Below are 21,292 nucleotides of genomic sequence, written 5' to 3' on the forward strand. Positions count from 1 at the left end.
CTGATCACCAACTTCAGGATTCGAAGCGGATGTCGTGAGTGGTGGCGTCGGCGGCGGCGAAGGCCAGGAGCCGTTCACCCTCCTCGGCCAGCGCGTCCTTGTCTCGCGACGCGAGCTGCTCGTAGGGTCGGACGAGCAGCGTCGCGGTGTCCCGTTCACGTTGCAGCTGCCAGTCACCGGCGGTGAACCCGTCCAGGAGCACGATGCCGGGCAGTGGACGGCGCGTGGCGTACTTCTGCGCGAGGAAGGCGTCGGTGATGACGCGGCTGCGGTCGGCGTGCGACAGCAGCAGATTGTCGAAGTCGTACAGAAAACGCGGCGGCGCGGGGGTGTCGGGATCGGGCCGGGGAGCGTGAGGCACGTCGAACAGTTCACGCCCGTCGTCGTCGGTGAAGACGGCCAGGCGGGGACGCAGCCGGTTCACCACCTCCCGCAACCGCGTCAGCCCTGACCACTTCTGCACGTCCTTCACGGACGCGGGGCCGAACGCCGCCAGGTAACGCAGGACCATCTCCTCAAGGGACGCGTCGGCCGCCAAAGATCGGCCCAGCCACGCCTCGGCGGTCGTGTGCGCGATGGGCCCGCTTCGCCCCCACACACCCCGGGGCGGCACCTGCACCAACGCCATCCTGTTGCGGGCCGCGTACGCGAGCGACGCCGCGGGCCGGTCGCCCCATCCCGCCGTCCGGCCGTGTTCGGCGAGCAGCGCGCCGAGTTCCTTGCTCGTACGCGGCTTCTCCTCCACCAACGGCCGGGCGGCGGCGACCAACTCGTCCATGTCCAAGCCCTGGACGGGTTCGCCGTGGGTGTGGTTGGAGAACAGGTCGCGGTCCAGGACGGGCTGGATCAGCGGGCGCAGCCACAGGCAGTCGCGTGCGCTCACCAGGTGGATCGTCGAACGCATCAACGCGATGCGCACGAGTTGCCGGTCGAGGAGCAGCTGCCCGATCTGCTCCGGGCGCACGTCCTCCAGCCGTACGCCCAGGCCCACGTACCACGAGTGCGGCGTCTGCGCCTGGAGACCCACCAGATGCTCCACCGCCTCCACCACGGGCAGTGTCGAACGGGCCAGCAGCAGTTGCCGGTCGAGCGTGGCGCGGTTGAGCGCGCGGCGAGTGAGCATCGGTGTCACACGGGTCAGAGTAGGGCGGAAGAGTTCCCTTGCTCCGCGCCAAGCAGCCCTGCGAAGCCGCATCCCCGGCCTTGGGCAGTTCGGTAGACGGCCGGTCGCGGTGGGGTGGCGGCCTTCACTATTGGTCGATGACGTGCACTTTCGGTGCGTGCAGCCGGCGCGGTTCGGTGGGGAGCGTGGCGCGGTTCCTGATGGTGATCAGCTCGTCGTCCCAGTGGGCTTCGCGCAGTTCGGCGTCCGTCATGCTCAGGCCGTCGGGGTGCCGTCCGATGGCGGCGAGGTGTCCGCGGTGGCCCCAGGCCAGCCGTTCGACTTTCCAGCCCGGCCAGGTCTCCCCCACACGCGCGACGAGCCCCGGCGGGACGGTGGCGGTGGTCCAATAACGCAGGCGACGGGCGCGCAGGTCGATGACCGCCCCGTCGGTCACGGCGTCCTCGGCGGCCAAGGGGAAAGGCGCCTCGGCGGCCAGGGCGCCCGGAAGAGATTCCCCGTGATGCGCCAGCAGCGGGACGATCGTGTTGGACAGTTGCCAGTGCGTGAGGGCCGCATCGGCTTCGATGACGCTGACGAGGCAGGACGCGTCGGCGAGGGCGTCTGCGATCAGTTCGTGGTGGCGGACCGTGATCTGGCGGGTGTCCGGGTCCCAGTCGACGAACCAGTAGTCGCGTGCGGCCGGGTTCACCTCTACGGCCTCGGCCCTCGCCGGTTCGGGCGGGAGTCCGGGGAAGATCAGGCGGCGCAGTTCCTCGTCTCCGCCCCAGGCGTAGGCGACGTCCCAGTCCTCCCAGCCCGGCGTGGCCGCCTGGCGCAGGGCCATGCTCTCGCGGTGGCTGGCACCCGCGGGCGGCATGGTCAACGCGCAGCCGTAGAACCGGTACCGGCGCGTGGTCATGTCCAGGGCGATGCCCTGGCAGGACCGTGCCGTCTTCGGGGCTCCGTCGACGAGCCTGCCGTCGGCCCGGACCCTCTCCACGAGGCCGCTGCGGGCGTCGGCCCCCGTGAGGTGCCACCGGCCGTACTTCTCGTCCAACTCCCGGTGGGAGCCGTCTTCCAGTCGGACGAGATAGGCGGTCCAGCATCCCATCCGCGAACAGTACTGGTCGTACGCCAGGGCGCTCGAACGGGCGCGTGCCCTGACCAGCCGATCTGTCACTGTGCGCGGATATCGTGACGATCATGGCGCAGATCCGCTACCTCCAGGGCGACGCGACCTCCCCCCAGGCCGCAGGACCCAAGGTCATCGCGCACGTCTGCAACAACAGGGGTGGTTGGGGCAAGGGATTCGTCCTGGCGATATCCCGACGCTGGCCGGAGCCCGAAGCCGCCTACCGGCGCTGGCACCGCGACCGCGCCGCCAACGACTTCGGGCTGGGCGCGGTCCAGCTCGTCCAGGTCCGGCCCGACATCTGGGTCGCCAACATGATCGGCCAGCACGGCGTCAAGACCAGCCGGAGTTCCGGGCCGCCGATCCGCTACGAGGCGGTGCGGAAGTGCCTCCACCAGCTGGCCGCACACGCCATCGAGCTCGAAGCGACCGTCCATATGCCTCGCATCGGCTGCGGCCTGGCCGGCGGGCGATGGGACCGCATCGAACCGCTCGTCATCAGCGAGCTCACCGACCCCGGCGTCTCCGTCACCATCTACGACACGCCATGAAAAGTTCGAGATCTCGGTGTCGGGGATGTCGAGAACGTGGGGGTGGCTCCGTCCCAGGGGCACGAGCGGCCGAGAACGGGCGCTCGACGGCACCGAGACAGGAGCGACGACCATGGAGCAGCACGAGATCACCGAGATCCTCAACCGGCCGTACAGCCAGGAGCTGCTGGCGCGTGATGTGACGCGGCTGGCCTACGTGGCCAAGGACGGCACGCCGCGCAACGTGCCGATCGCCTTCACGTGGAACGGCTCGGAGATCGTCATGTGCACCAGCAGGAACGCCCCGAAGCTGGCACACCTGCGCGAGAACCCGATGGTGGCCCTCACGATCGACACCGAGGTGCACCCGCCGAAGATCCTGCTCATCCGGGGACGCGCCGAGCTCGACGTCGTCGATGGCATCCCGGACGAATACCTCCAGATGAACGGCAGCTACGCCATGACGCCCGAGCAGCGCGTCGAGTGGGAGGCCGAGGTCCGCTCCCTCTACGACGGCATGGTCCGCATCGTCGTCACCCCGACCTGGGCGAAGCTCATCGACTTCGAGACCACGCTGCCCAGCGCGGTCGAGGAGCTGGCGCGGCAGCGGGCCGAACGCCAGAGCGCCTGATCCAGCAGCGTGAGCCAAGGCAGGCACAGGCCCCTCGCGCCGCTTTGCCCAAGCCATGCCGTGTCAGAATCCTCGGCATGAGCGCCCCGACCCTCACCGAGCGCAGGCCGCCCTGGGTCGTCTTCACCGCCGGTGACGATTCGTGGGTGGCCGCCGAAACCGCGGCGCTCCAAGAACAGGGCGGGCTCGTCTTCCGACTGGACGGTCGGGAACTGCTCGACCCGGCTTCACTGTTCCGCGCCTTCGCCCGGGAATTGTCCTTCCCCGGTTACTTCGGCCACAACTGGGACGCGCTCGTGGACTGCCTGCACGATTGGCACGGCCCCGGGCACGGCGAGCGGGACGTCGCCGTCCTCGTCGACGACGCCGACGGGTTGGCCGGTGCGGAGTTCCTGGGCCTGCTCGTCTCGGTGCTCTGCCAGGCGGCCTGGAAGGCCAACCTGCAACTCGACGCCGACGGGGTCCCGCACGAGGACAGGAAGCCGTTCGCCTTGCACTTCGTGCTGCTGCTGGACCACACCCCGCCCGCCGTCCTCGCCGAGGCGGCGGCGAGCGACAGGTCCGCATTGGTCCCCGGCAGCACGGGAATTTCGTTGGACCAATGCGAAACGATCACAATACGCGACCATGATCTACCTCAAAGCCACGACAAAGGAACGGGTCGGCCCCGAGAGGACGGCACAACCCCAAAGTAGGTAAGCACCGTTCGGTCGTCCGTTAAGTGCAACCATTTTCGTTGCCGACCCGTGATGTCGCTCTCTTGATCATTCTTGGTACCGTTCCCCGGATGGCGGAAGCCAGCGCGCGGACCGATCTCCTGTATCCGCGCAAGGAAAACCCCTGGGGGGCACGCATGAAGACGGCTCTGCGCCGAACTGTGCTGTCATTGTCAGCACTCACCGTCACCACTGTCGGAACTCTGTCCCTCATGAGTCCGGCCAATGCCGCCGCCGCCTACTCGGTGCCGGGTGTCTGCGGCAGCGGCTACAAAGAAGTGCGAAGCATCGCCCTTTCCGGCTACAACAAGACCGCCGACGGGTGGGGCACCGTCGCATACGTGAAGATCGGCTACAACGCCGGCAACGGCAAGAACTGCGCCTTCACGCAAAAGTCGACGACGAACTACAGCTACGGAAAACTGTCCGAAGTCAGCGTCAAACTGCGGGAGCTGCGCTACGGGGACACGTCCTACGACGTCAACGGGCCTTACCGGTACTTCGCGGGACCGGTCTATGTGTCCGCCCGTAACACCTGCATCAATGTCTGGGGCTGGGAAGACTGGGCAGGCTCGTATGACTTCGGCCCGATAGCCTGCGGCTGAGCGCACCGGTCCAGTCGCCGTGGTCGCGCTGTCCTCGACAGTGCGACCACATCGGTGTCCGCGCCCCCACACCGAAGCCGACGAGGGTGTGTCAGCGGTCAGCATGGCGAGGCTCAGGCGGGAGACTCGCCCCCGGCCGGGTCCTCCAGGAGGACCTCTCCCCAGCAGGCCGTGCCCTCGTCGGTCCGGTGGCTGCCGTGCTGGCAGCCGTCCGAGCCGGTCCAGATCTGCGCCACCACCTGCCGGGGGCTGAACTCCTTCGGCACCGCGTCGTGCACGGTGATCCTCACGAGCCGCCGTCCGTCCTTGGTCAGCACCCTGCAGTCGAGCCTGACGCCCCCCGGAAGCACGGGGTTCTCGTCGGCGCCGATGTCGATGCCGTGGGAACGCGCGATGTCGCGATGTTGAACGGTCGGGGGCCGCGTTCCTCTCTCGCGGACGGCGACGCTTTCGCGTCTTCGCAGGTGCTCGTGGAACGAGAAAGCGTCCCGGCGTCGGGCGGCATGATGCCGCCTTTCTGCCGGGACGCCTCGTGCTGAAGGTCCACGGAGCTTCAGATCCCGTGGACCCCAGGGTGTTCACCCTTGCCGTCGCCGCTGTCAGACGGCGGCGACGCCGCAGATCTCAGGACCCGCCTGCGGCACCGTCAGGAGACGGAGGAACCGGCGGGCCGGTGGTGTCCGCGACCCACGATGGGGACGTCGGCCCCGCCCACCAGCGGGCGCAGCCGGTCCTTGTGGATCTCGGCGATGACGACCTTGTTGACGTTCACCGCCTCGGCGACCTTGAAGTCGACCACGAGGCTGGAGAGCCGGTAGGCCTCGACACCCGTCATTCCCAGGACGCCGACGAGGTAGTCGACGACCTCCTCGGCCGCGATCCGCATGGCCAGGTTGAGATCCGCGTGGATCCCCATGCACCAGACGTAATCACGGTTCTCCGCGCGGGGGAACTTCAGGGCGCCGCCCTTGTGCACGAAGAACTGGACGGTCACCTTCATCGAGTGCTCGACGGCGGTCTGGTCGACCTCGCCGTGCCCCTGCGCGCCGTGGGTGTCGCCCGTGTAGTACATACCGCCCGGCTGGAAGACCGGGAGGTACAGCGTGGACCCCGCGACGAGATCGCGGAAGTCCATGTTGCCGCCCCACCTGCCGGGCGGGTTGGCGGAGACGGCGCCGACCCCGGTGGGCGGCGCGACCGCCATGATCCCCGCGAACGGCCTGAAGGGGATCTCGATGCCGCCCCCGAAGGCGTAGAACCGCTGCTCGGGATCGAGCCGGAGCAGGCGGGCGGTCCGCCGCTCCAGAAGATCGCCGAGGACCCCGAGGCCGGGGCCGCTGCTGTTCACGCCGTAGGGGACGCGCGGCGAGACATCCAGAACGCGGATCTCCAGCACGTCGCCCGGTTCGGCGCCCTCGACGCCGATCGGCCCCGTGAGGACGTGGCCGCTCGATCCCTCCGGACGCGGCATCGCCGCCACTTCCAGCAGCTCGGGCAGCACCTGCGCGGCGGGCACCCCCAGTGCCCGGAAGTAGGCGATCGGGCCCTCGGGAGCGGTCGCCCCGGTCCAGCTGACGGTGTTGATGGTGACGCACGCGCCAGGCTTGACGGTCAGGACGGGTTCCGAGCCGGGGACGAAGAGGCCCCAGCCCGCGGTCTTTCGACTGGTCTCCAATACCACTGCCTCGGGCGAGCAGGATCGGAGCCTGTCAGGCATCTCACTCATGCGAGACGTCCTTTCTCGTTTTCGGCGTTCAGCCTTGCCGCCTTGTGCGGCCTTGCAGGGGGGACCGTCCGTTTCCCGCCGCGCCCGGCACGGAGCGTGAGCCGGTCAGCGGGTATCCGGCCGCCTCGCCGGGAGGCCGGCGGTTCGTCGAGGTGGATCCCGCGGGAAAGCGAAAAGCGCCGGGCCCGTTGATCGGGCCCGGCGCTTCTGGTCGTCGTTCGCGGGTGTCAGATGCGGGTCATGGCGGACCTGTATCCGCCGCCGCCGGGGTAGACCCATTCGCCGGTGAGGGCGTTGCCGTCAGGGCTGAAGGTGCCTTCGAAGTAGGCGGGGCTGCCCTTGGCGCCGCCCCAGATGGTCAGTTTGTCGCCGGTCAGCTCGTAGACGTAGTCGAGGGTGTTGCCGAGCGAGTCGTAGTACCGCGACATCACGTCCTCGCCCGCGGGTTCGCCGAACGGGCGGAGCTTGCCGATCACTTCGATGCCGGTGACCGGTTCGCCGAACTGGGTGAGGTCGACGTGCTGGAGCAGGAAGTAGCGGCCGGGCATCCACTCGTAGCGGACGGTCCCCTCGGCGCCGCCGGTGACCTTCCAGGTGCCGACCAGGCGGTCGAGGGCTCGCACCTCGGTGCTCGGCTGGTCGCTCTCGTTCGGAACGTTCTCGTTCGGGCTCTTCTCGGACATCGTGTCCTCCTCTTCGCGGGTGTTCGCTGGTACCTCGGAGCCCCCGGACGCTTTCGGACATGACACCGATGTGACGTAGGTCACTTCTGCGGGACGTCGAGATCCGGGGCCCGGTCCCGAGGTAGCGGCGAGAACCCATCGATGAGGAGGAATCCATGACCACCGCCATCGCCCCTTCGGCCGGCGTCCGCCGGACGTCCCGCGTCCTGGTCGCCGGCGCCCTCGCCGGGCCGCTGTTCTTCGCCTCGGCCGTCACCCAGATGGTCATGCGGGACGGCTTCGACATCAGGCGGCACCCGATCAGCCAGCTCGCCACCGGTGATCTCGGCTGGATCCAGATCGTCACGTTCGTGCTCGCCGGGCTGGGCGGCGTCGCCCTGGCCGTCGGCCTCAGGCGCACGATCACCGAGGGGGCCGGGCGGCGGGCGCTGCCCGTCCTCGTCGGGGTCTTCGGGGCCGGGCTGGTGGCCGCCGGGCTGCTCCCGATGGATCCGGAGAACGGCTTCCCGGCCGGCACACCGGAGGGGCCGGTCGACCAGATGTCCTGGCACGGGGTCGCGCACTCGGTCGCGGCGGCCGTCGCCTTCACGGCCCTCGCCATCGCGGCCGCCGTGATGACCGTCCGGTGCGCGCGCCGTCGGGCCGTGCTGCCGGCCGTGCTGAACGGGGCCGTCGCTCTCGTCCTGCTGGTGCCCATGTCGCCGGATCACATGAGCCTGCAGATCGCGCTGAACGGCCTGGTCGCCTTCACCTGGACGACCGTCGTCGCACTGTCGCTGCGCCGCCGGAGCACGCACCCGGGCTGACCTGGCTGTACAGCGGGAACCCGGCTCGTGCACTGTGGGACCAAGGGGAGGATCGCCATGAAGTACCTGCTGCTCAGCTACACCCCGGCCGCCGCCTGGGACGCCGCCACCGCCGACTCTCCGTCGGAGGAGGCGCTCGCCGCGTTCGCCGAGTACCAGAAGGTCGAGCGGGAACTGACCGAGACGGGCGAGTTCGTCACCAGCGAGGGGCTCGGCCACCCGGTGGTCAGCACGACGGTGCGCCGGGCGCCGGACGGCGTGGTCGCGACCGACGGGCCGTTCGCCGAGCTCAAGGAGGTCCTGGCCAGCTTCGCCGTGATCGACGTCGCGGGCCGGGAACGCGCCGTGGAGATCGCTTCGCGGATCGTGGAGGTGCTCGGCGAGCCGATCGAGATCCGGCCGATCATGGGGGAGGATTTCGCGGCGTGAACGGCGACGTCGAGCATCTGCTGCGCGCGGAGGCGCCGCAGGTGCTCGGCGCCCTGGTGCGGCGCTTCGGACGCTTCGACATCGCCGAGGACGCCGTCCAGGAGGCCCTGCTGGCGGCGAGCGAGGACTGGCCTGCCCGGGGCGTGCCGGAAGACCCGCGGAGCTGGCTGATCAGGATCGGCTACCGGCGCATGGTGGACCTGCTCCGCTCCGACCAGGCGCGGCGCCGGCGGGAGCACGAGGCCGGGATGACCGAGCTGGCCATGGGGGCGCCGGCCCGCCGGGCCGGTCCCCCGCCGGAGGTCGACGACAGCCTCACGCTGCTGATGCTGTGCTGCCATCCCGCGCTGAGCACCACGTCGCAGGTCGCGCTCACGCTGCGCGCGGTCGGCGGCCTGACGACCGCCGAGATCGCGCACGCCCACGGCACGACCGAGGCCACCATGGGAACGCGGATCAGCCGCGCCAAGCAGCGGCTGGCCCGCGCCGGCGCCCGCTTCACTCCCCCGACCGACGCCGACCGGGACGCGCGGATGGCCGCCGTGATGCGGGTGCTCTACCTCGTCTTCAACGAGGGTTACACGGCCACGGCCGGGCGGGAGCTCGCCCGCGTCGACCTGACGCGGGAGGCGATCCGGCTGGCCCGCATGCTCCACGCCTCGCTCCCGGGCGACGCCGAGGCGACGGGCCTGCTGGCGTTGATGCTGCTCACCGATTCGCGGCGCCGGGCACGCACCGGCGTCGACCGCGAGCTGGTGCCGCTGGACGAGCAGGACCGCACGCGCTGGGACCCGGACCTGATCCGCGAGGGCACCGAGCTGATCGACGGCGTCTGGAACCGCGGCGCGGCGGGCCCGTACCGGCTTCAGGCGGCCATCGCCGCCGTGCACGCGGCGGCCGCGTCGCCGGAGGAGACCGACTGGCCGCAGATCGCGATGCTGTACCTCTGGCTCGAACGCCTCACGCCCACCGCGCCGATCCGGCTCAGCCGCGTGGTGGCGGTCGCCCGAGCGTTCGGACCGGCCCGGGGCCTGGCCCTCCTGGACGACCTCAACGGCCGGCACCGCCTGGACCGCGACCCCCTCACGCGGCAACGCGAGCGCGCGGTGCGCGCCCACCTTCTGCAGATGACCGGCGACGACGCGTCCGCCGCCGCTCTGTACCGCCAGGCGGCCGCCCTGACCAAGAACCAGGTGGAGCAGCGCTACCTGCTCGGCAAGGCCGACCGCCTCGACTGACCACGGCATGTCCGGTCGCTGCGGGGGCGGCGGCCGTGAGTCCGGCCGCCTCGGCTCAGGTATCGAGATATCGTGGTCTGTCGGTTCGACTGTGAGGGAGATGGCTGATGGCCGCGGCGGCGGAGTTGGGGTCGGAGGAGCTGATCGACGTGTTCAAGGCCCTCGGCAATCCCGCCCGATTGCAGATCATGCAGTGGCTGAAGGAGCCCGAGCGGCACTTCGGCGAGTGGGAGCCGATCGCGGACCGCGAGGAGGTCGGCGTGTGCGTCACGCACATCCAGGCCAAGGCGGGGCTCGCCCAGTCGACCGTCTCCAGCTACATGAGCACGCTCGAACGGGCCGGGCTCGTGCGGGCGACCCGGGTGGGCAAGTGGACCCACTACCGGCGGGACGAGGAGCGGCTGGCGCGGCTGGCGGAGGCGCTCGCCATCACCATCTGATTGACGAATCGCGATATGTCGATATGATTTTCCCATGTCGACCTCGGATGCCGCTCCCCTCGCCCTGATCGTCCACGCCCATCCCGAGCCCCGCTCGTTCAGCACCGCCCAGATGACCACCGCGGCCCAGGCCCTGCGCGAGGCCGGTTACCGCGTCGACGTCCTCGACCTCTACGCCGACGCCTGGGCCCCGACCCTCGCCCGCGACGACTTCCCCTCGGTGGAGGGCCACTTCAAGCCGCAGGCCGAGCAGATGCGCGCGGTCAGGGAAGGGACGCTCGACGCGACCGTCCAGGCCCACCTCGACCGCCTGCTCGCCGCCGACCTGCTCGTGCTGTCGTTCCCGATGTGGTGGTTCTCGCTGCCCGCGATCCTCAAGGGATGGGTGGACCGCGTCTTCGCCATGGGGGCGGTCTTCGGCGGCGACCACGGTCTCTTCGAGAACGCGGCCCTCGCCGGCAAGCGAGCGATGCTGCTGTTCACGACCGGCGGTCCCAGCGAGATGTTCCAGCCTGGCGTCTTCGGCTCCATGGACGACTTCCTGTTCCACATCCATCGCGGAATGCTGGAGTTCGTCGGCTACCGGGTGCTCGACCCCGTGGTCACCTATGGACCGGCCCACATGACCGACCAGGAACGGGCGGCGGCGCTGGAGACGGTCAGGGAGTCCGTCACGCTCATCGCGGCGGATCCCGCGTCGCGCGACGCCTCACTGGTGTGAGCCGCTCCCGCCGGTGAACCGCGGGACGCGCCGCCGGGCCGGACGGCCCGCCCGCTCGGACATGTCCTAGTTTTTCTGTAATCGACGGGAGGGTGGCGGGGTCTCTTCTGGCGTGGCCGAACGGTTCGGTCCGGTGGCGCGAAGGGATGCGGATGGACGGCGGCGAGGAGCGGCTGGTCGCGGCGGCGCAGGCCGGCGACGCGGCGGCGAGGGAACGGCTGGTGTCGACCTGCCTGCCGCTGGTGTACAACGTCGTCGGCCGGGCGCTGGACGGCCACGCGGACGTGGACGACGTCGTCCAGGACACCATGCTGCGGATGCTGAACGGCCTCGGCGGCCTGCGCGACCCGTCGCGGTTCCGGTCCTGGCTCGTGGCGATCGCGATGAACCAGGTGCGGCGCCGGTGGTCGGCGAACCGGAGGCGCCCCGCCGTCGGCCTGGACGCCGCGCACGAGATCCCCGACCCCGGCGGCGACTTCGTCGAGACCACCATCGTCCGGCTCGGGCTGTCCGGGCAGCGCAAGGAGATCGCCGAGGCCACCCGGTGGCTGGACCCCGCCGACCGCGACCTGCTCTCGCTGTGGTGGTTAGAGGTCTCGGGCGAGCTGACGCGCACCGAACTCGCCGCGGCCCTGGACGTGAAGCGGCGCCACGCGGCCGTGCGCGTGAACCGGATGAAGGAGCAGCTGGAGACGGGACGGCTCGTGGTCCGCGTGCTCGCCGCGACGCCGCCGTGCCCGGGCCTCGCCGAGGTGACGGCCTCGTGGAACCGGCGGCCCACGCCCGTGTGGCGCAAGCGGATCGCCCGCCACGCGCGCGGCTGCGACGCCTGCCGCGCGCACCGGCGCAGGCTCGCCCCGGCGGAGGCGCTGCTCGCGGGCATGGTCCTCGTCCCGCCCCCGGCCCGTCTGTCGGCGGCGGACCTGGCGAACGCCAAGCTGTCGGGCGCGGACGTCGCCCTGCACGCCTCGCGCGGGGCCCGGACGGCGGCGATCGCCGGGACGGCCGCGGTGGCGGCGGTCGCGGCGGTCGTCTGGTTCTTCGCCGTGCCCGACGACGAGCCGCCCCCGGCCGCCGCGCTCCCGAGCGCGCCCGCCGCCACCCCGAGCGAGGCGCCGACCTCCTCCGAACGTCCGTCGCCCACCCCGTCCAAGACCCGACGCTCACCGAAGCCGCGCAAGACGTCCACGGCGCCCCTCAGCCCGGGACGCCAGGTCGTCCGCCTCGCCAACATCCAGCGGGCCAGGCACGGGTGCCGCCCCCTGCGCGAGAATCCGAGGCTGACCAGGGCGGCCCAGAGGCACTCCGCCGACATGGCGGCGCGGCGCGTGCTCTCCCACGACGGCGCGGGCGGGCAGGATCCGGGCGCCCGCATCACCGCCGCCGGATACCGGTGGCGGGCCTGGGCGGAGAACATCCAGCAGGGCGCCGCGACGCCGTCCTCGGCGGTGTCGAGCTGGATGACCAGCACCTACCACCGCGCCAACATCCTCAACTGCGACTACACCGAGATCGGCGTGGGCGTCGCGTCCGGCCCCGGCGGCCCCTGGTGGACGCAGGACTTCGCCTCGCCTCAGTGAGGCGTGCGCGCCGGACGGGTTCGCGCCCCTCCCGTGCGCGCACGCCTCCGCACGTCAGCGGGTGCCGAAGTTCTGCGTCCAGTACGGGGTCCCGGACTTGAGCGCCACACCCACGCCGATGTTCTTGAACCGGCAGTTGAGGATGTTGGCCCGGTGCCCGGAGCTGTTCATCCAGGCGGACATGACGGCGGGGGGCGTCCGCTGGCCGTAGGCGATGTTCTCGCCGTAGGTGGACCAGCGGTAACCGGCGGCGGTGATCCGGTCGCCCGGGCTCCTGCCGCTGGGGTTGGTGTGGTCGAAGAAGCCGCGGGCGACCATGTCGGCGGAGTGGCCCTGCGCGGCGGCCTGGAGGCGGGAGTCGACGGTCAGGGCCCCGCAGCCGTTCTTGGCGCGCTCGGCGTTGGTCAGGGCGACGACCTGCTGGGCGAGCGTGCCGCCGCCCCCGCTGCCGCCGCCGGGCGCCGTGGAACGGGGCGCCGGCGTGACCGGCCGCTTCTTCTTCTGCGGACGCTTCGTGATGTGCTTCGCGGGCTTCTTCGCGACGGTCGAGCGCTTGGCGGTCTTGGAAGCCGTGGGCTTGCCGGCGGGCGCCTTCGCCTTGGCGGGGGACGGGGTGGGCGCGGGGGCCGCGCGGTCGGCGACCGGCCTGGAATCGGCCGGGGCCTCCGAAGACCCGGTGACCCCGTAGGCGACCCCGGCCGTCAGGGCGACCACGCTCGCGCTCGCGCCGACGGCGGCCCACCACCGCCCGCTCGGACGCGGCGCCCGCCCGTAGCTGCCGCGGCGCGTCCGGGGACTCCGTCTCGACCCCGTGCTGTTCCTCTCGCTCACGTAAGCCTGCCTTCCTGGTTTCCAGGGATTTGTCGGTCACCTGGGAGACCTGGCGGGTACGCCCGGATAACAGAAATTGCGAGCGAAATCTGAGAATCGTTCCTACCTGCGAGAACGTGACGGGAGGCGAGTCGACTCAAGATCGCGTGTGCGGGAGCGGAGGGGCCTGGTTCCCGGCGGCACGTGTCCTCGGGGCGACAGCGGCCCGGCCGGGATCGAGATAAGCGTTCTCACTCGGTGAGATCTTGCGTATTCTCCTCGTGGCCTCGGGCGCGGCGAGGGAAGGACGCGGGATGAGCGGAAGCGGAGGCAGGGCGCGATGAATCCGTACGGAGGAGGACAAGCGCCCGGACCCGGGTGGCAGCCCGGACCGCCGCCGCAAGGTCCCTGGCAGCAACCCCAAGGCCCCTGGCAGCAGCCGCAAGGCCCTTGGCAGCAGGGGCAGGGCTCATGGCAGCAGCCGCAGGGCCCGGGGCGGCCCCCGCAGGGTCCGTGGCAGCCGGGTCCGCCGCGCCGGATGACGTTCGGGCGTCTCTTCAATCCGTTCGCCGTCGGGAGCGCGGTCTTCACGCCGTCCCGGCCGGAACGCGTACACGACCCGGCGGTGAAGAAGGTGCAGATCTGGCGAACGGTCGTCGGTCTGGTCGCCGTCACGTGGATGCTGTTCTCCTACGGGCTGGCGAAGGACCCCAACGGCGTGTTGGACGACCGCTTCGCCCAGATCCGCACCACCCTCATCACGCTGGCGGTGACGTTCCCGATCGCCGTCACCGTCTTCATCGCGGCGGCCCGTCCGCCCAACCGGCGCCTGTACCTGCGCCGCGCGGCCAAACCCGCCGGGGCGCTGCTCACGCTGGCGATAACGCTCGCCGCGCCGAGACTGGCCACGGGGCTGGGCTATGTGACCGAGGACACCGACTGGACGGCGTCACCGTGGCGGCTGGTGCTGCTGTTCGCGATCGGCGCCTTCTCGTTGTGGTACATCCCCTTCGGCCTCTACGGCATCGTGCAGTCACTCGTGCACGTCTTCCGGACGGCCGACCTCCACGACACGGTCCCGCCACTCCTCGCGACGCTGCTCGTCTGGGAGGTCGCCGTCTTCGACGTCTTCCAGGGCGCCTACGGCGGCGTCCCGTTCGTGGTGCGGCTGGGGTTCATCCTGGGAGCCCCGCTGTCCGTCACCGCCGTCGCGATGTGGGAGCTGCACCGGCTCCGCACGCGGCACGGCCTCACCGTGCGCGGGGCGCTGGGCCGCTGAGCCGCCGCGGCCGTCGATGGGCCGTCGCTTCCGACGGCCCATCGACGCGGTCTTCTAGAGGGATCGCTTGCTCAGGAGGAGGTTCGGGGTGCCGGACGGGTTGCCGGTGATCTTTCCGCTGACGGCGTTGGAGACGAGCCAGCTGCGGATCGTGCTGTAGGACGCGTCCCCGTTCGCGGACTTGTACAGCGCCGCGACCCCGGTGACGTGCGGGGTCGCCATCGACGTGCCGCTGATGGTGTTGGTCCCGCCGTTCAGCCAGGTGGAGGTGATGCCCGTCCCGGGCGCGTACAGCTCCACGCAGCTGCCGTAGTTGCTGTAGGACGCCTTGGCGTCGGTGCTCGTGCTCGCCGCGACGGTGGTGGCGTTGCTCGCGCTGGCGGGCGAGTAGTTGCAGGCGTTGCCGTTGTCGTTGCCCGCGGCGACGGCCAGGAAGACGCCGGAGCTCGCGAGGTTGTTCGCGGCCGTGTTCACCGAGGACGAGTAACCGCCGCCGAGCGACATGTTCGCCACGGACGGACCGCTGTGGTTCTGGGCGACCCAGTTCATGCCGGCGATGACACCGGAGTTGGTGCCGCTGCCCTGGCAGTTCAGGACGCGGACGCCGCGCAGGTTGACCCTCTTGGCGACACCGTAGCTCGTGCCGCCGACCGTCCCCGCGACGTGGGTGCCGTGGCCGTTGCAGTCGACGCCGTTGCCGCCGGTCGCGTCGTAGACGTTGCTGGCCCTGCCCCCGAAGTCCGGGTGGGACGGGTAGAGGCCGGTGTCGATGATGTAGGCGGTCACTCCGGACCCGGCGGCGTTGTAGGTGTAGCTCTTGGACAGCGGAAGGCTGTCCTGGTCGATGCGGTCGATCCCCCACGACGGCGGGTTCTGCTGCGTGGTGGCGACGCGCACGACCGCGTCCTGCTCGACGGACGCGACGCCGGGCGTACGGCGCAACTTGGTGAGCTGGTCGGAAGTGAGCTTCGCGGAGAATCCGTTCAGCACCTTCCCGAACCGGTGGCCCGCGCTGATGCCGTTCTTGGAGACGGTCCTGCCGACCGAGACACCGGACTTCAGCGTCACGATGTACTGGCCGCTGACGCCCTGACCGGGTGCCGCGAGAGTCAGCGGGGCGTTGGGGGTCACCGCCTGCGCGGGAGTCGCCAGGACGGCCGCGAGGGGAGCCGCGGCCAGGACGGCGAGCAGGGGCTTTCTCATTCGTAACTCCGTTTCGTGCGGGGGCCCGGCCTGCGGAAAGGCCGGATTCACGAAGGGCGAATGAGAGGAGGATCAAACAGAACGTGAACAATCGTCAATTATTCGACGACAACGTGATTTCAATGTCAACGCCATCCCACCCCGATCCCGGCCCCGGCGCCTCTGGCCGTCACCGGCCGGAGCGCCCACAATGCGGGGAGGAGAGGGACGGTGCCACGAATGGAACGCGAGCACTACGGCCGCCTTCTGCGGCTCGCCTACCTGACACTCGACGACGGAGACCACCCGCTCTCGCCCGCCCGCCGGGCTGTCGCCGAGGCGATGCGGGTGCGGCGCGGCGGCTATCCGGCCATGCGTGCAAAGCTCGTCGCGACCCTGCTCAAAGACCCGCCGACCGGGAGGCACCGGCTTCGCGGCCTCCTCTTCGAGCCCGCGCGCGGCGAACCGGGCCCCGTCCGGGCGGCTCTCCTGGAGTTACCGCCGCACGAGCGGCTCGCCTACCTGCTCCACCGGGACGGGCTCTCCGCCCCCGAGGTCGTCGCCGAGCTGGGCGTCCATCTCCCGATCGTCTTCGGGGACGTGGACGGGACCATCAGCGCCGTGGGCGACCGGACGGGCATGGACGAGGCCGCGCAGCGAGCCGAGATCGAGGCGTTCGACCCCGACCTCGTGCGGCTGCGGCCGCCGCTCACCTTCCCGCGCGCGGGGCGCGCCGCCGTGGCGGTCGTGGTCGCCGCGGCGCTCCTGACGGTCGCCGGGGCCTTCCTCACCCGGGCGGACGAAGGCCGCGGCGCGCCCGCCCTGATCGGCCTCCATGCGTGGTCGTCGAACAGCACGCCGAGCATCGACGACTGGCCCTCGCAGGGCCCCCTCCTCCGCGACGCGAAGCTGCTGCGGCGGGCGGCGGACGCCTGGCGCGGCGACCGCCGCGACCCGCCGCTCGGCCGCGTCGTCGTCCTGTACGCCGGGACGGTGGACGGCGCGTCGCTGGTGGTGCTGCGCGACTCCCCCGGACCGCGGGACACGACCAGCGTGGCGCAGTACTTCGAGCGGCGGCTGTCGCGGGGCGTGGAGTCGGTCCGCAAGCTCGGGACCGACGCGGGGCAGCTCATCATGGTCGGCATGACGTGGCGCTACCTCGTCCCGCCGTGGCTGCTGGACGTGCGGGCGGCGGTGCCGTCCGGGCGGTCCCCGGAATGGCGGCCGGTGGACGTCCGGGACGGGCTGAGCGCTCCACTGCCGTGGAACTGGTTCACGCCGAGGTGCCAGAACTACGTGGTGTTCCAGATGAGGTCCGGGGTGGGGACGGTCACCCAGCTCGCCTCGAACGATCCGCGGTCGGCGGCGCCGCGCGTGTGGTTCCGGGAACCGGCGGAGCAGGAGCGGCCGTCCGGGTGGGCGGCGCTGAACGCCGTCGCCTGCGCGGGGGCGACGTCCCTGAGCGAGTCGGGCGACCTGCGGCTGGGGCGGCTCTGGAGCGGGCGCCTGCCCGACGGCGGCGGCCGCGCGACCCTGCTCACGGTGGACGCGTCCTCCCCGCCGGGCGGCGCGGGCCGCTCGATGCTGATCTCCGAGGACGGGCAGGCGCTGTCGGAGCGGGGAGGGACGAACGGCGACTTCGCTTCGCCCGGCGAGACGACGACCGCCGCGGTGTGGTGGCGGTCGCCCCGGCGCTGGCGGCTCGTGGCCGCGGCGGGGCCGGGCGTCGCGCGGCTGAGGTCGGTCGGCGAGCTGGGCTCCCACGAGGACGCGCCGGACCGGCAGGGCGACGCCCCTCTGCTCATGGTGCCGGGGCCGCGCACCGGTGACGCGGCCGACCTGCCGGTCGTCCAGGTCGTGGCGTACGAGCGGGACGGGGACCGCACGGTCGTCACCCCCCGCTGACGGGGCCCGGGGCGCGGCCGGTCACTTCAGGTTGGCGGTGAGGGTCCCCTCGGCGCCGAACAGCTCCTCGCGCCAGCGTTCCAGCAGGTCGGTGCTGTCGAAGTCGTCCGGGTGGAAGCCGGGCTCGTTGTAGGCGCGCAGGCGCCGGATCACCTCGCGTTTGAGGAACGGCGAGTGCCGGAGCGCGGCGAGGCTGCGGCGCAGCCGTCCGGGACGGTAGGCGGCGGGGTCGCCCAGCACCGAGACGGCCGTGCCGGTGACCATGAGGAACAGGAACCCGGCGCTGATGACCCGCATGGTCCGGACGCGGGTGCGCTCGGTGCCGCCGACGTGCCGGAAGACGTCGAACGCGACGGCCTTGTGCTCGGACTCCTCCAGCGCGTGCCACAGCAGGATCGACCGGACGCTGGTGTCGCCGAGCAGGTCCCGCGCGCGGGGATCGGTGAGCAGGCACTCGGCCACGGTCGCGGTGTAGTGCTCCAGCCCGGCGGTGAAGCCGAGGCGGACGATCGGCGGCAGGAAGCGGTCGGCGAGGCGCAGGTCGCGCTCGACGACGGCGGAGATCCGATGGGTCGGGTAGCCCATCGCGCGGAGCGTCCGGTTGAGGTGGTCGTGCTCGCGCCCGTGGACGACCTCCTGCCCGATGAAGCCGCGCACCCGGGCGGCGAGGTCCGGGTCGGTGACGCGGTCGCGGTAGTGCCGCACCGAGCGGACGAAGAAGTCCTCGCCCGGCGGGAACGTCGCGGACAGCAGGGCCACGAGGTGGCTCATGACCAGGTCGCCGTCCACGTAGTGGCGGCGCAGGGATCCCCTCGGGTGGTCGAAGGCGACCCGGCGGGTCTGGATGGCGTGCTGGGTCATGCGGACCTCATCTCGGACGCGGGGGCGTGTGGGGGGCCGAGTAGACGTAGTCGTCCAGCGGGAACGTGCGGGCGGCGTGCGCGGCCTGCGCCGCACTCGTCGGCCGCAGATAGGGCGTGTCACCGTGATGGTCGAAGTAGTAGCTGTTGGCGGTGGCGCAGCCGTTGGTCGCCCAGAGGGAGCCGGCGAGCCGCTCGCGCATGCGGTTCGTCCAGCGCTCGGTCGGCTCGGGACGCACCTCCACCGAGGTCGCGCCCCGGCGGCGCGCCTCCTGGATGACGCGGACGACGTGGGCCGAGGTCGTCTCGACGAGCTGGTGCCAGGTGCCGCCGACCCAGCCGTACGGGCCGAACATCATGAAGTGGTTGGGCAGCCCGGGGATGCTGATGCCCTCGTACGAGGCGAGCCGGTTCTCGGCGTAGAACGTCGCGAGGTCGAAGCCGTCGCGGCCGCGCACCGGGGTCCGGCGGTAGACCTCCGGGTCGCTGGCCAGGCGGAAACCCGTCGCGAGGACGATGGCGTCCACGTCGCGTTCGCGGCCGTCCGCGGTGCGCACGCCCGTGGGGGTGACCCGGTCGATGGGGTCGGTGACCAGGGCGACGTTCGGCCGGTTGAAGGTCCTGAGGTAGGTGTTGGAGACGGACGGGCGCTTGCAGCCGAGACCGTAGCCGGGCGTCAGCCTCCGCCGGGTGCCGGGATCCCTGACCTGCGTCCGGTACCAGAGGGATCGGGCCAGCCGCGCGCCGCCGTGGGCGAGGTAGGGCGCCCTGCCGTGCCCGACGACCAGGTCGACCAGGACCATCTCGACACCGCGCGTGGCCGTGCGGCGGACCGCGTCCTGGACGCGCGGGGCTCGCCGGAACAGCCACCGCACCGGGCGCGGGACGGGCGCGTCCAGCTTCGGCCCCACCCAGATCGGGGTGCGCTGATAGACGTCGAGGCGCGCGGTCAGCGGCGCGATCTCGGGGATGATCTGGACGGCGCTGGCGCCCGTCCCGACGACCGCGACCCGCTTGCCGGTCAGGTCGCAGCCGTGGTCCCACCCGGACGAGCGCAGCACCGCGCCCCGGAAGTCGTCGAGGCCCGCGAGGCCGGCGGGTCTGGGATCGACGAACGCGCCGATCGCGCTGACCACGAAGCGGGCCGTCACCTCCCCGGCGGGCGTCCGCAGGCGCCAGAGCCCGGCGTCCTCGTCCCAGACTCGCGCGGTGACCTCGGTGCGCAGGCGGACGTGGCGGCGCACGCCGTACCGGTCGGCGAGCCGGTCGATGTACTCCTTGACCTCGGAGCCCGGCGCGAACACCCGGCTCCAGCGCGGGTTGAGGGCGTAGCTGAACTGGTACGCCTGCGCGGGCACGTCCACGCCGATCCCGGGGTAGACGTTGTCGCGCCACGTCCCGCCGATGTCCCCGGCGCGCTCCAGGACCACGAAGTCGTCGATCCCGGCGCGCAGGAGCGCGATCCCCATGCCGATCCCGCTCAGTCCGGCCCCGATGATCGCGACCTCGGCGTCCGGCATGGGCACCTCCTGCTATTGGAGTACCTGTCGAATATACATCCGGAGGTCCACCGCGCCAGGTGTCGTCAGGTACACCCTCCGTCCGGGTTCTCGGCCCCGTGCCGCCGGGTCCGGCGACCGGCAGTGTTGATCACGTTCGGCAGACGACCCTCCAGGAGGAACCCATGTCGCGGATCTCCCTCACCGCCTCGCTCGCCTCGGCCACCGCCCTGATCGCCGGGGCGGCCCTCGCCGCCGCCCCGGCGGCGAGCGCGGCCCCGTCCGAGGGCCCGCACGGGCTGGACCGGAAGGTGCGGGCGGCCGCCGGCCGGCTCGTCGCCGACGGCGCGCCCGGCGTGATCGTGATGACGCGCCGCGGCGGGCGCGTCTCGCACGTCACCGCGGGCGTGTCCGACAAGGCCACCGGCGCCCCGATGGACCACCGGCTGCTGTTCCGGATCGCGAGCGTGACCAAGTCGTTCACCTCGACGGTCGTGCTCCAGCTCGCCGCCGAGCGCCGGCTCTCGCTGGACGACACCGTGGAGACGTGGCTCCCGGGCGTCGTCGCGGGCAACGGCAACGACGGATCGAAGATCACCATCCGGCAGCTGCTCGCGCAGACCAGCGGCCTCAACGACTACACGCCCGATCCGCGGGTGATGACCGACCCCGCGCGGGCCTGGACGCCGGCGGAGCTCATCGCGATCGCGATGGAGAAGCCGCCGCAGTACGCGCCCGGGACGAGCTGGAACTACTCCAACACCAACTACATCCTGGCCGGAATGGTCATCGAGAAGGCGACCGGGCGGTCGGTGGGCGCCGAGTTCCGGAAGCGCGTCTTCGAGCCGCTGCGGCTGCGGAACACGTCCTACCCGACGACCGACTCCTCGTTCCCCGGCCGCTACGTGCACGGGTACTACTACGACTACGGGGACGTGAGCACGCTCATCAGCCCGTCCAGCGCGAGGACGTCCGGGGGCATCGTCAGCACGGTCGACGACGTGGCCCGCTTCCACCGCGCCCTGTTCACCGGCAGGCTGCTGCCGCCGAAGCAGATGCGCGAGATGCGGACCGTCCGGCCGGTCGACGACGACGGGGTCGTGGAGGACTACGGCCTCGGCGTCGCCCGCGTCAAGTTCTCCTGCGGGTACGCGTGGGGCCACGACGGCGGCTTCCCCGGATACCGGACCTGGACCTACACCAGCGCCGACGGACGCAGCCAGGCCGTCATCACCTACAACGAGTCCAAGCTGGAGTACGACAAGACCTTCCGGGCCGACCTCGCCAAGGCCGCCGACACCGCCTTCTGCGCCTGATCCCGGTGCTGGTGCGCGGGCTCGCTTATAAGCGGATGAGCAGCGGCCGCGGGCTTTTGTTCCTCCGCCCTACAGAAGAAGGGTGCGCGCGGTGCGTAC

The 21,292-nt window shown here is 71.4% G+C and carries 22 protein-coding genes; 13 read left to right on the top strand and 9 right to left on the bottom strand.

From position 1 onward, the window contains the following. Nucleotides 1–13 precede the first annotated feature (13 nt). The gene (locus ABD944_RS00125) at nucleotides 14–1,123 is read right to left on the bottom strand and encodes a winged helix DNA-binding domain-containing protein (protein WP_345171810.1); all 1,110 of its coding nucleotides are present in this window, start codon (nucleotides 1,121–1,123) and stop codon (nucleotides 14–16) included. Nucleotides 1,124–1,250: 127 nt separating this feature from the next. Further along, entirely contained in the window at nucleotides 1,251–2,216 is a 966-nt protein-coding gene (locus tag ABD944_RS00130; protein WP_345170978.1) for a hypothetical protein, read from the bottom strand. A 92-nt stretch (nucleotides 2,217–2,308) separates the two neighbouring features. Between ABD944_RS00130 and ABD944_RS00135 the strand changes: the two genes are divergently transcribed. The 4 genes from ABD944_RS00135 (at nucleotide 2,309) to ABD944_RS00150 (ending at nucleotide 4,719) form a co-directional block, all read left to right on the top strand. Continuing rightward, nucleotides 2,309–2,788, top strand: coding sequence for a macro domain-containing protein (locus ABD944_RS00135; RefSeq protein ID WP_345170980.1), 480 nt, complete (start codon nucleotides 2,309–2,311; stop codon nucleotides 2,786–2,788). Nucleotides 2,789–2,900: 112 nt separating this feature from the next. After that, on the top strand, nucleotides 2,901–3,398 hold the full coding sequence (locus tag ABD944_RS00140; protein ID WP_345170982.1) for a pyridoxamine 5'-phosphate oxidase family protein: 498 nt from the start codon (nucleotides 2,901–2,903) through the stop codon (nucleotides 3,396–3,398). A gap of 77 nt (nucleotides 3,399–3,475) precedes the next feature. Further along, the gene (locus tag ABD944_RS00145) at nucleotides 3,476–4,093 is read left to right on the top strand and encodes a barstar family protein (RefSeq protein ID WP_345170984.1); all 618 of its coding nucleotides are present in this window, start codon (nucleotides 3,476–3,478) and stop codon (nucleotides 4,091–4,093) included. A 92-nt stretch (nucleotides 4,094–4,185) separates the two neighbouring features. Beyond that, the gene (locus tag ABD944_RS00150; protein WP_345170986.1) at nucleotides 4,186–4,719 is read left to right on the top strand and encodes a UbiA prenyltransferase family protein; all 534 of its coding nucleotides are present in this window, start codon (nucleotides 4,186–4,188) and stop codon (nucleotides 4,717–4,719) included. A gap of 113 nt (nucleotides 4,720–4,832) precedes the next feature. Here the strand turns inward: ABD944_RS00150 and ABD944_RS00155 are convergent, their stop codons facing one another. The 3 genes from ABD944_RS00155 to ABD944_RS00165 form a co-directional block, all read right to left on the bottom strand. Beyond that, nucleotides 4,833–5,069: a hypothetical protein gene (locus ABD944_RS00155; protein ID WP_345170988.1), complete on the bottom strand. Its 237-nt coding sequence runs from the start codon at nucleotides 5,067–5,069 to the stop codon at nucleotides 4,833–4,835. Nucleotides 5,070–5,365: 296 nt separating this feature from the next. After that, nucleotides 5,366–6,394, bottom strand: coding sequence for an acetamidase/formamidase family protein (locus ABD944_RS00160; RefSeq protein ID WP_345170990.1), 1,029 nt, complete (start codon nucleotides 6,392–6,394; stop codon nucleotides 5,366–5,368). Nucleotides 6,395–6,672: 278 nt separating this feature from the next. Next, nucleotides 6,673–7,128: a hypothetical protein gene (locus ABD944_RS00165; RefSeq protein ID WP_345170992.1), complete on the bottom strand. Its 456-nt coding sequence runs from the start codon at nucleotides 7,126–7,128 to the stop codon at nucleotides 6,673–6,675. 155 nt (nucleotides 7,129–7,283) lie between these two features. Here ABD944_RS00165 and ABD944_RS00170 point away from each other — a divergent pair, with 155 nt between their 5' ends. The 6 genes from ABD944_RS00170 to ABD944_RS00195 all read left to right on the top strand — a co-directional run bounded on the left by ABD944_RS00170 (nucleotide 7,284) and on the right by ABD944_RS00195 (nucleotide 12,342). Further along, entirely contained in the window at nucleotides 7,284–7,934 is a 651-nt protein-coding gene (locus ABD944_RS00170) for a DUF998 domain-containing protein (RefSeq protein WP_345170994.1), read from the top strand. A gap of 57 nt (nucleotides 7,935–7,991) precedes the next feature. Further along, a complete protein-coding gene (locus ABD944_RS00175; protein ID WP_345170996.1) occupies nucleotides 7,992–8,363 on the top strand; it encodes a YciI family protein in 372 nt (123 codons plus the stop codon). Further along, nucleotides 8,360–9,601: an RNA polymerase sigma factor gene (locus ABD944_RS00180; RefSeq protein ID WP_345170998.1), complete on the top strand. Its 1,242-nt coding sequence runs from the start codon at nucleotides 8,360–8,362 to the stop codon at nucleotides 9,599–9,601. The genes ABD944_RS00175 and ABD944_RS00180 overlap by 4 nt, the downstream gene beginning before the upstream one ends. A 107-nt stretch (nucleotides 9,602–9,708) precedes the next feature. Continuing rightward, a complete protein-coding gene (locus tag ABD944_RS00185) occupies nucleotides 9,709–10,041 on the top strand; it encodes an ArsR/SmtB family transcription factor (RefSeq protein WP_345171000.1) in 333 nt (110 codons plus the stop codon). A 34-nt stretch (nucleotides 10,042–10,075) separates the two neighbouring features. Continuing rightward, nucleotides 10,076–10,762, top strand: a complete 687-nt coding sequence (locus tag ABD944_RS00190; RefSeq protein ID WP_345171002.1) for an NAD(P)H-dependent oxidoreductase — start codon at nucleotides 10,076–10,078, stop codon at nucleotides 10,760–10,762. A 152-nt stretch (nucleotides 10,763–10,914) separates the two neighbouring features. After that, entirely contained in the window at nucleotides 10,915–12,342 is a 1,428-nt protein-coding gene (locus tag ABD944_RS00195) for a sigma-70 family RNA polymerase sigma factor (RefSeq protein ID WP_345171004.1), read from the top strand. 54 nt (nucleotides 12,343–12,396) lie between these two features. Here the strand turns inward: ABD944_RS00195 and ABD944_RS00200 are convergent, their stop codons facing one another. Then, entirely contained in the window at nucleotides 12,397–13,173 is a 777-nt protein-coding gene (locus ABD944_RS00200) for a CAP domain-containing protein (RefSeq protein ID WP_345171006.1), read from the bottom strand. 517 nt (nucleotides 13,174–13,690) lie between these two features. Between ABD944_RS00200 and ABD944_RS00205 the strand changes: the two genes are divergently transcribed. Then, entirely contained in the window at nucleotides 13,691–14,431 is a 741-nt protein-coding gene (locus ABD944_RS00205; protein WP_345171008.1) for a hypothetical protein, read from the top strand. A 54-nt stretch (nucleotides 14,432–14,485) separates the two neighbouring features. Here the strand turns inward: ABD944_RS00205 and ABD944_RS00210 are convergent, their stop codons facing one another. After that, entirely contained in the window at nucleotides 14,486–15,634 is a 1,149-nt protein-coding gene (locus ABD944_RS00210) for a S8 family peptidase (RefSeq protein ID WP_345171011.1), read from the bottom strand. Between the two features lie 210 nt (nucleotides 15,635–15,844). Here ABD944_RS00210 and ABD944_RS00215 point away from each other — a divergent pair, with 210 nt between their 5' ends. Then, the gene (locus ABD944_RS00215; RefSeq protein WP_345171014.1) at nucleotides 15,845–17,518 is read left to right on the top strand and encodes a hypothetical protein; all 1,674 of its coding nucleotides are present in this window, start codon (nucleotides 15,845–15,847) and stop codon (nucleotides 17,516–17,518) included. A gap of 21 nt (nucleotides 17,519–17,539) precedes the next feature. Here ABD944_RS00215 and ABD944_RS00220 read toward each other — a convergent pair whose 3' ends face one another. Further along, nucleotides 17,540–18,379: a metal-dependent hydrolase gene (locus ABD944_RS00220; protein WP_345171016.1), complete on the bottom strand. Its 840-nt coding sequence runs from the start codon at nucleotides 18,377–18,379 to the stop codon at nucleotides 17,540–17,542. A 7-nt stretch (nucleotides 18,380–18,386) separates the two neighbouring features. Further along, a complete protein-coding gene (locus tag ABD944_RS00225; protein ID WP_345171017.1) occupies nucleotides 18,387–19,898 on the bottom strand; it encodes a flavin-containing monooxygenase in 1,512 nt (503 codons plus the stop codon). Between the two features lie 164 nt (nucleotides 19,899–20,062). On the opposite strand from ABD944_RS00225, the gene ABD944_RS00230 reads away from it, so the two are divergent. Beyond that, nucleotides 20,063–21,193 carry a serine hydrolase domain-containing protein gene (locus tag ABD944_RS00230; protein WP_345171020.1) on the top strand — a complete coding sequence of 377 codons (1,131 nt, stop codon included), beginning with the start codon at nucleotides 20,063–20,065 and terminating at the stop codon, nucleotides 21,191–21,193. Nucleotides 21,194–21,292: the final 99 nt, after the last annotated feature.

Origin of the sequence: Actinomadura verrucosospora, from assembly GCF_039540335.1 — a bacterium.
In the GTDB taxonomy this organism is placed as follows: Bacteria; Actinomycetota; Actinomycetes; order Streptosporangiales; family Streptosporangiaceae; genus Spirillospora; species Spirillospora verrucosospora.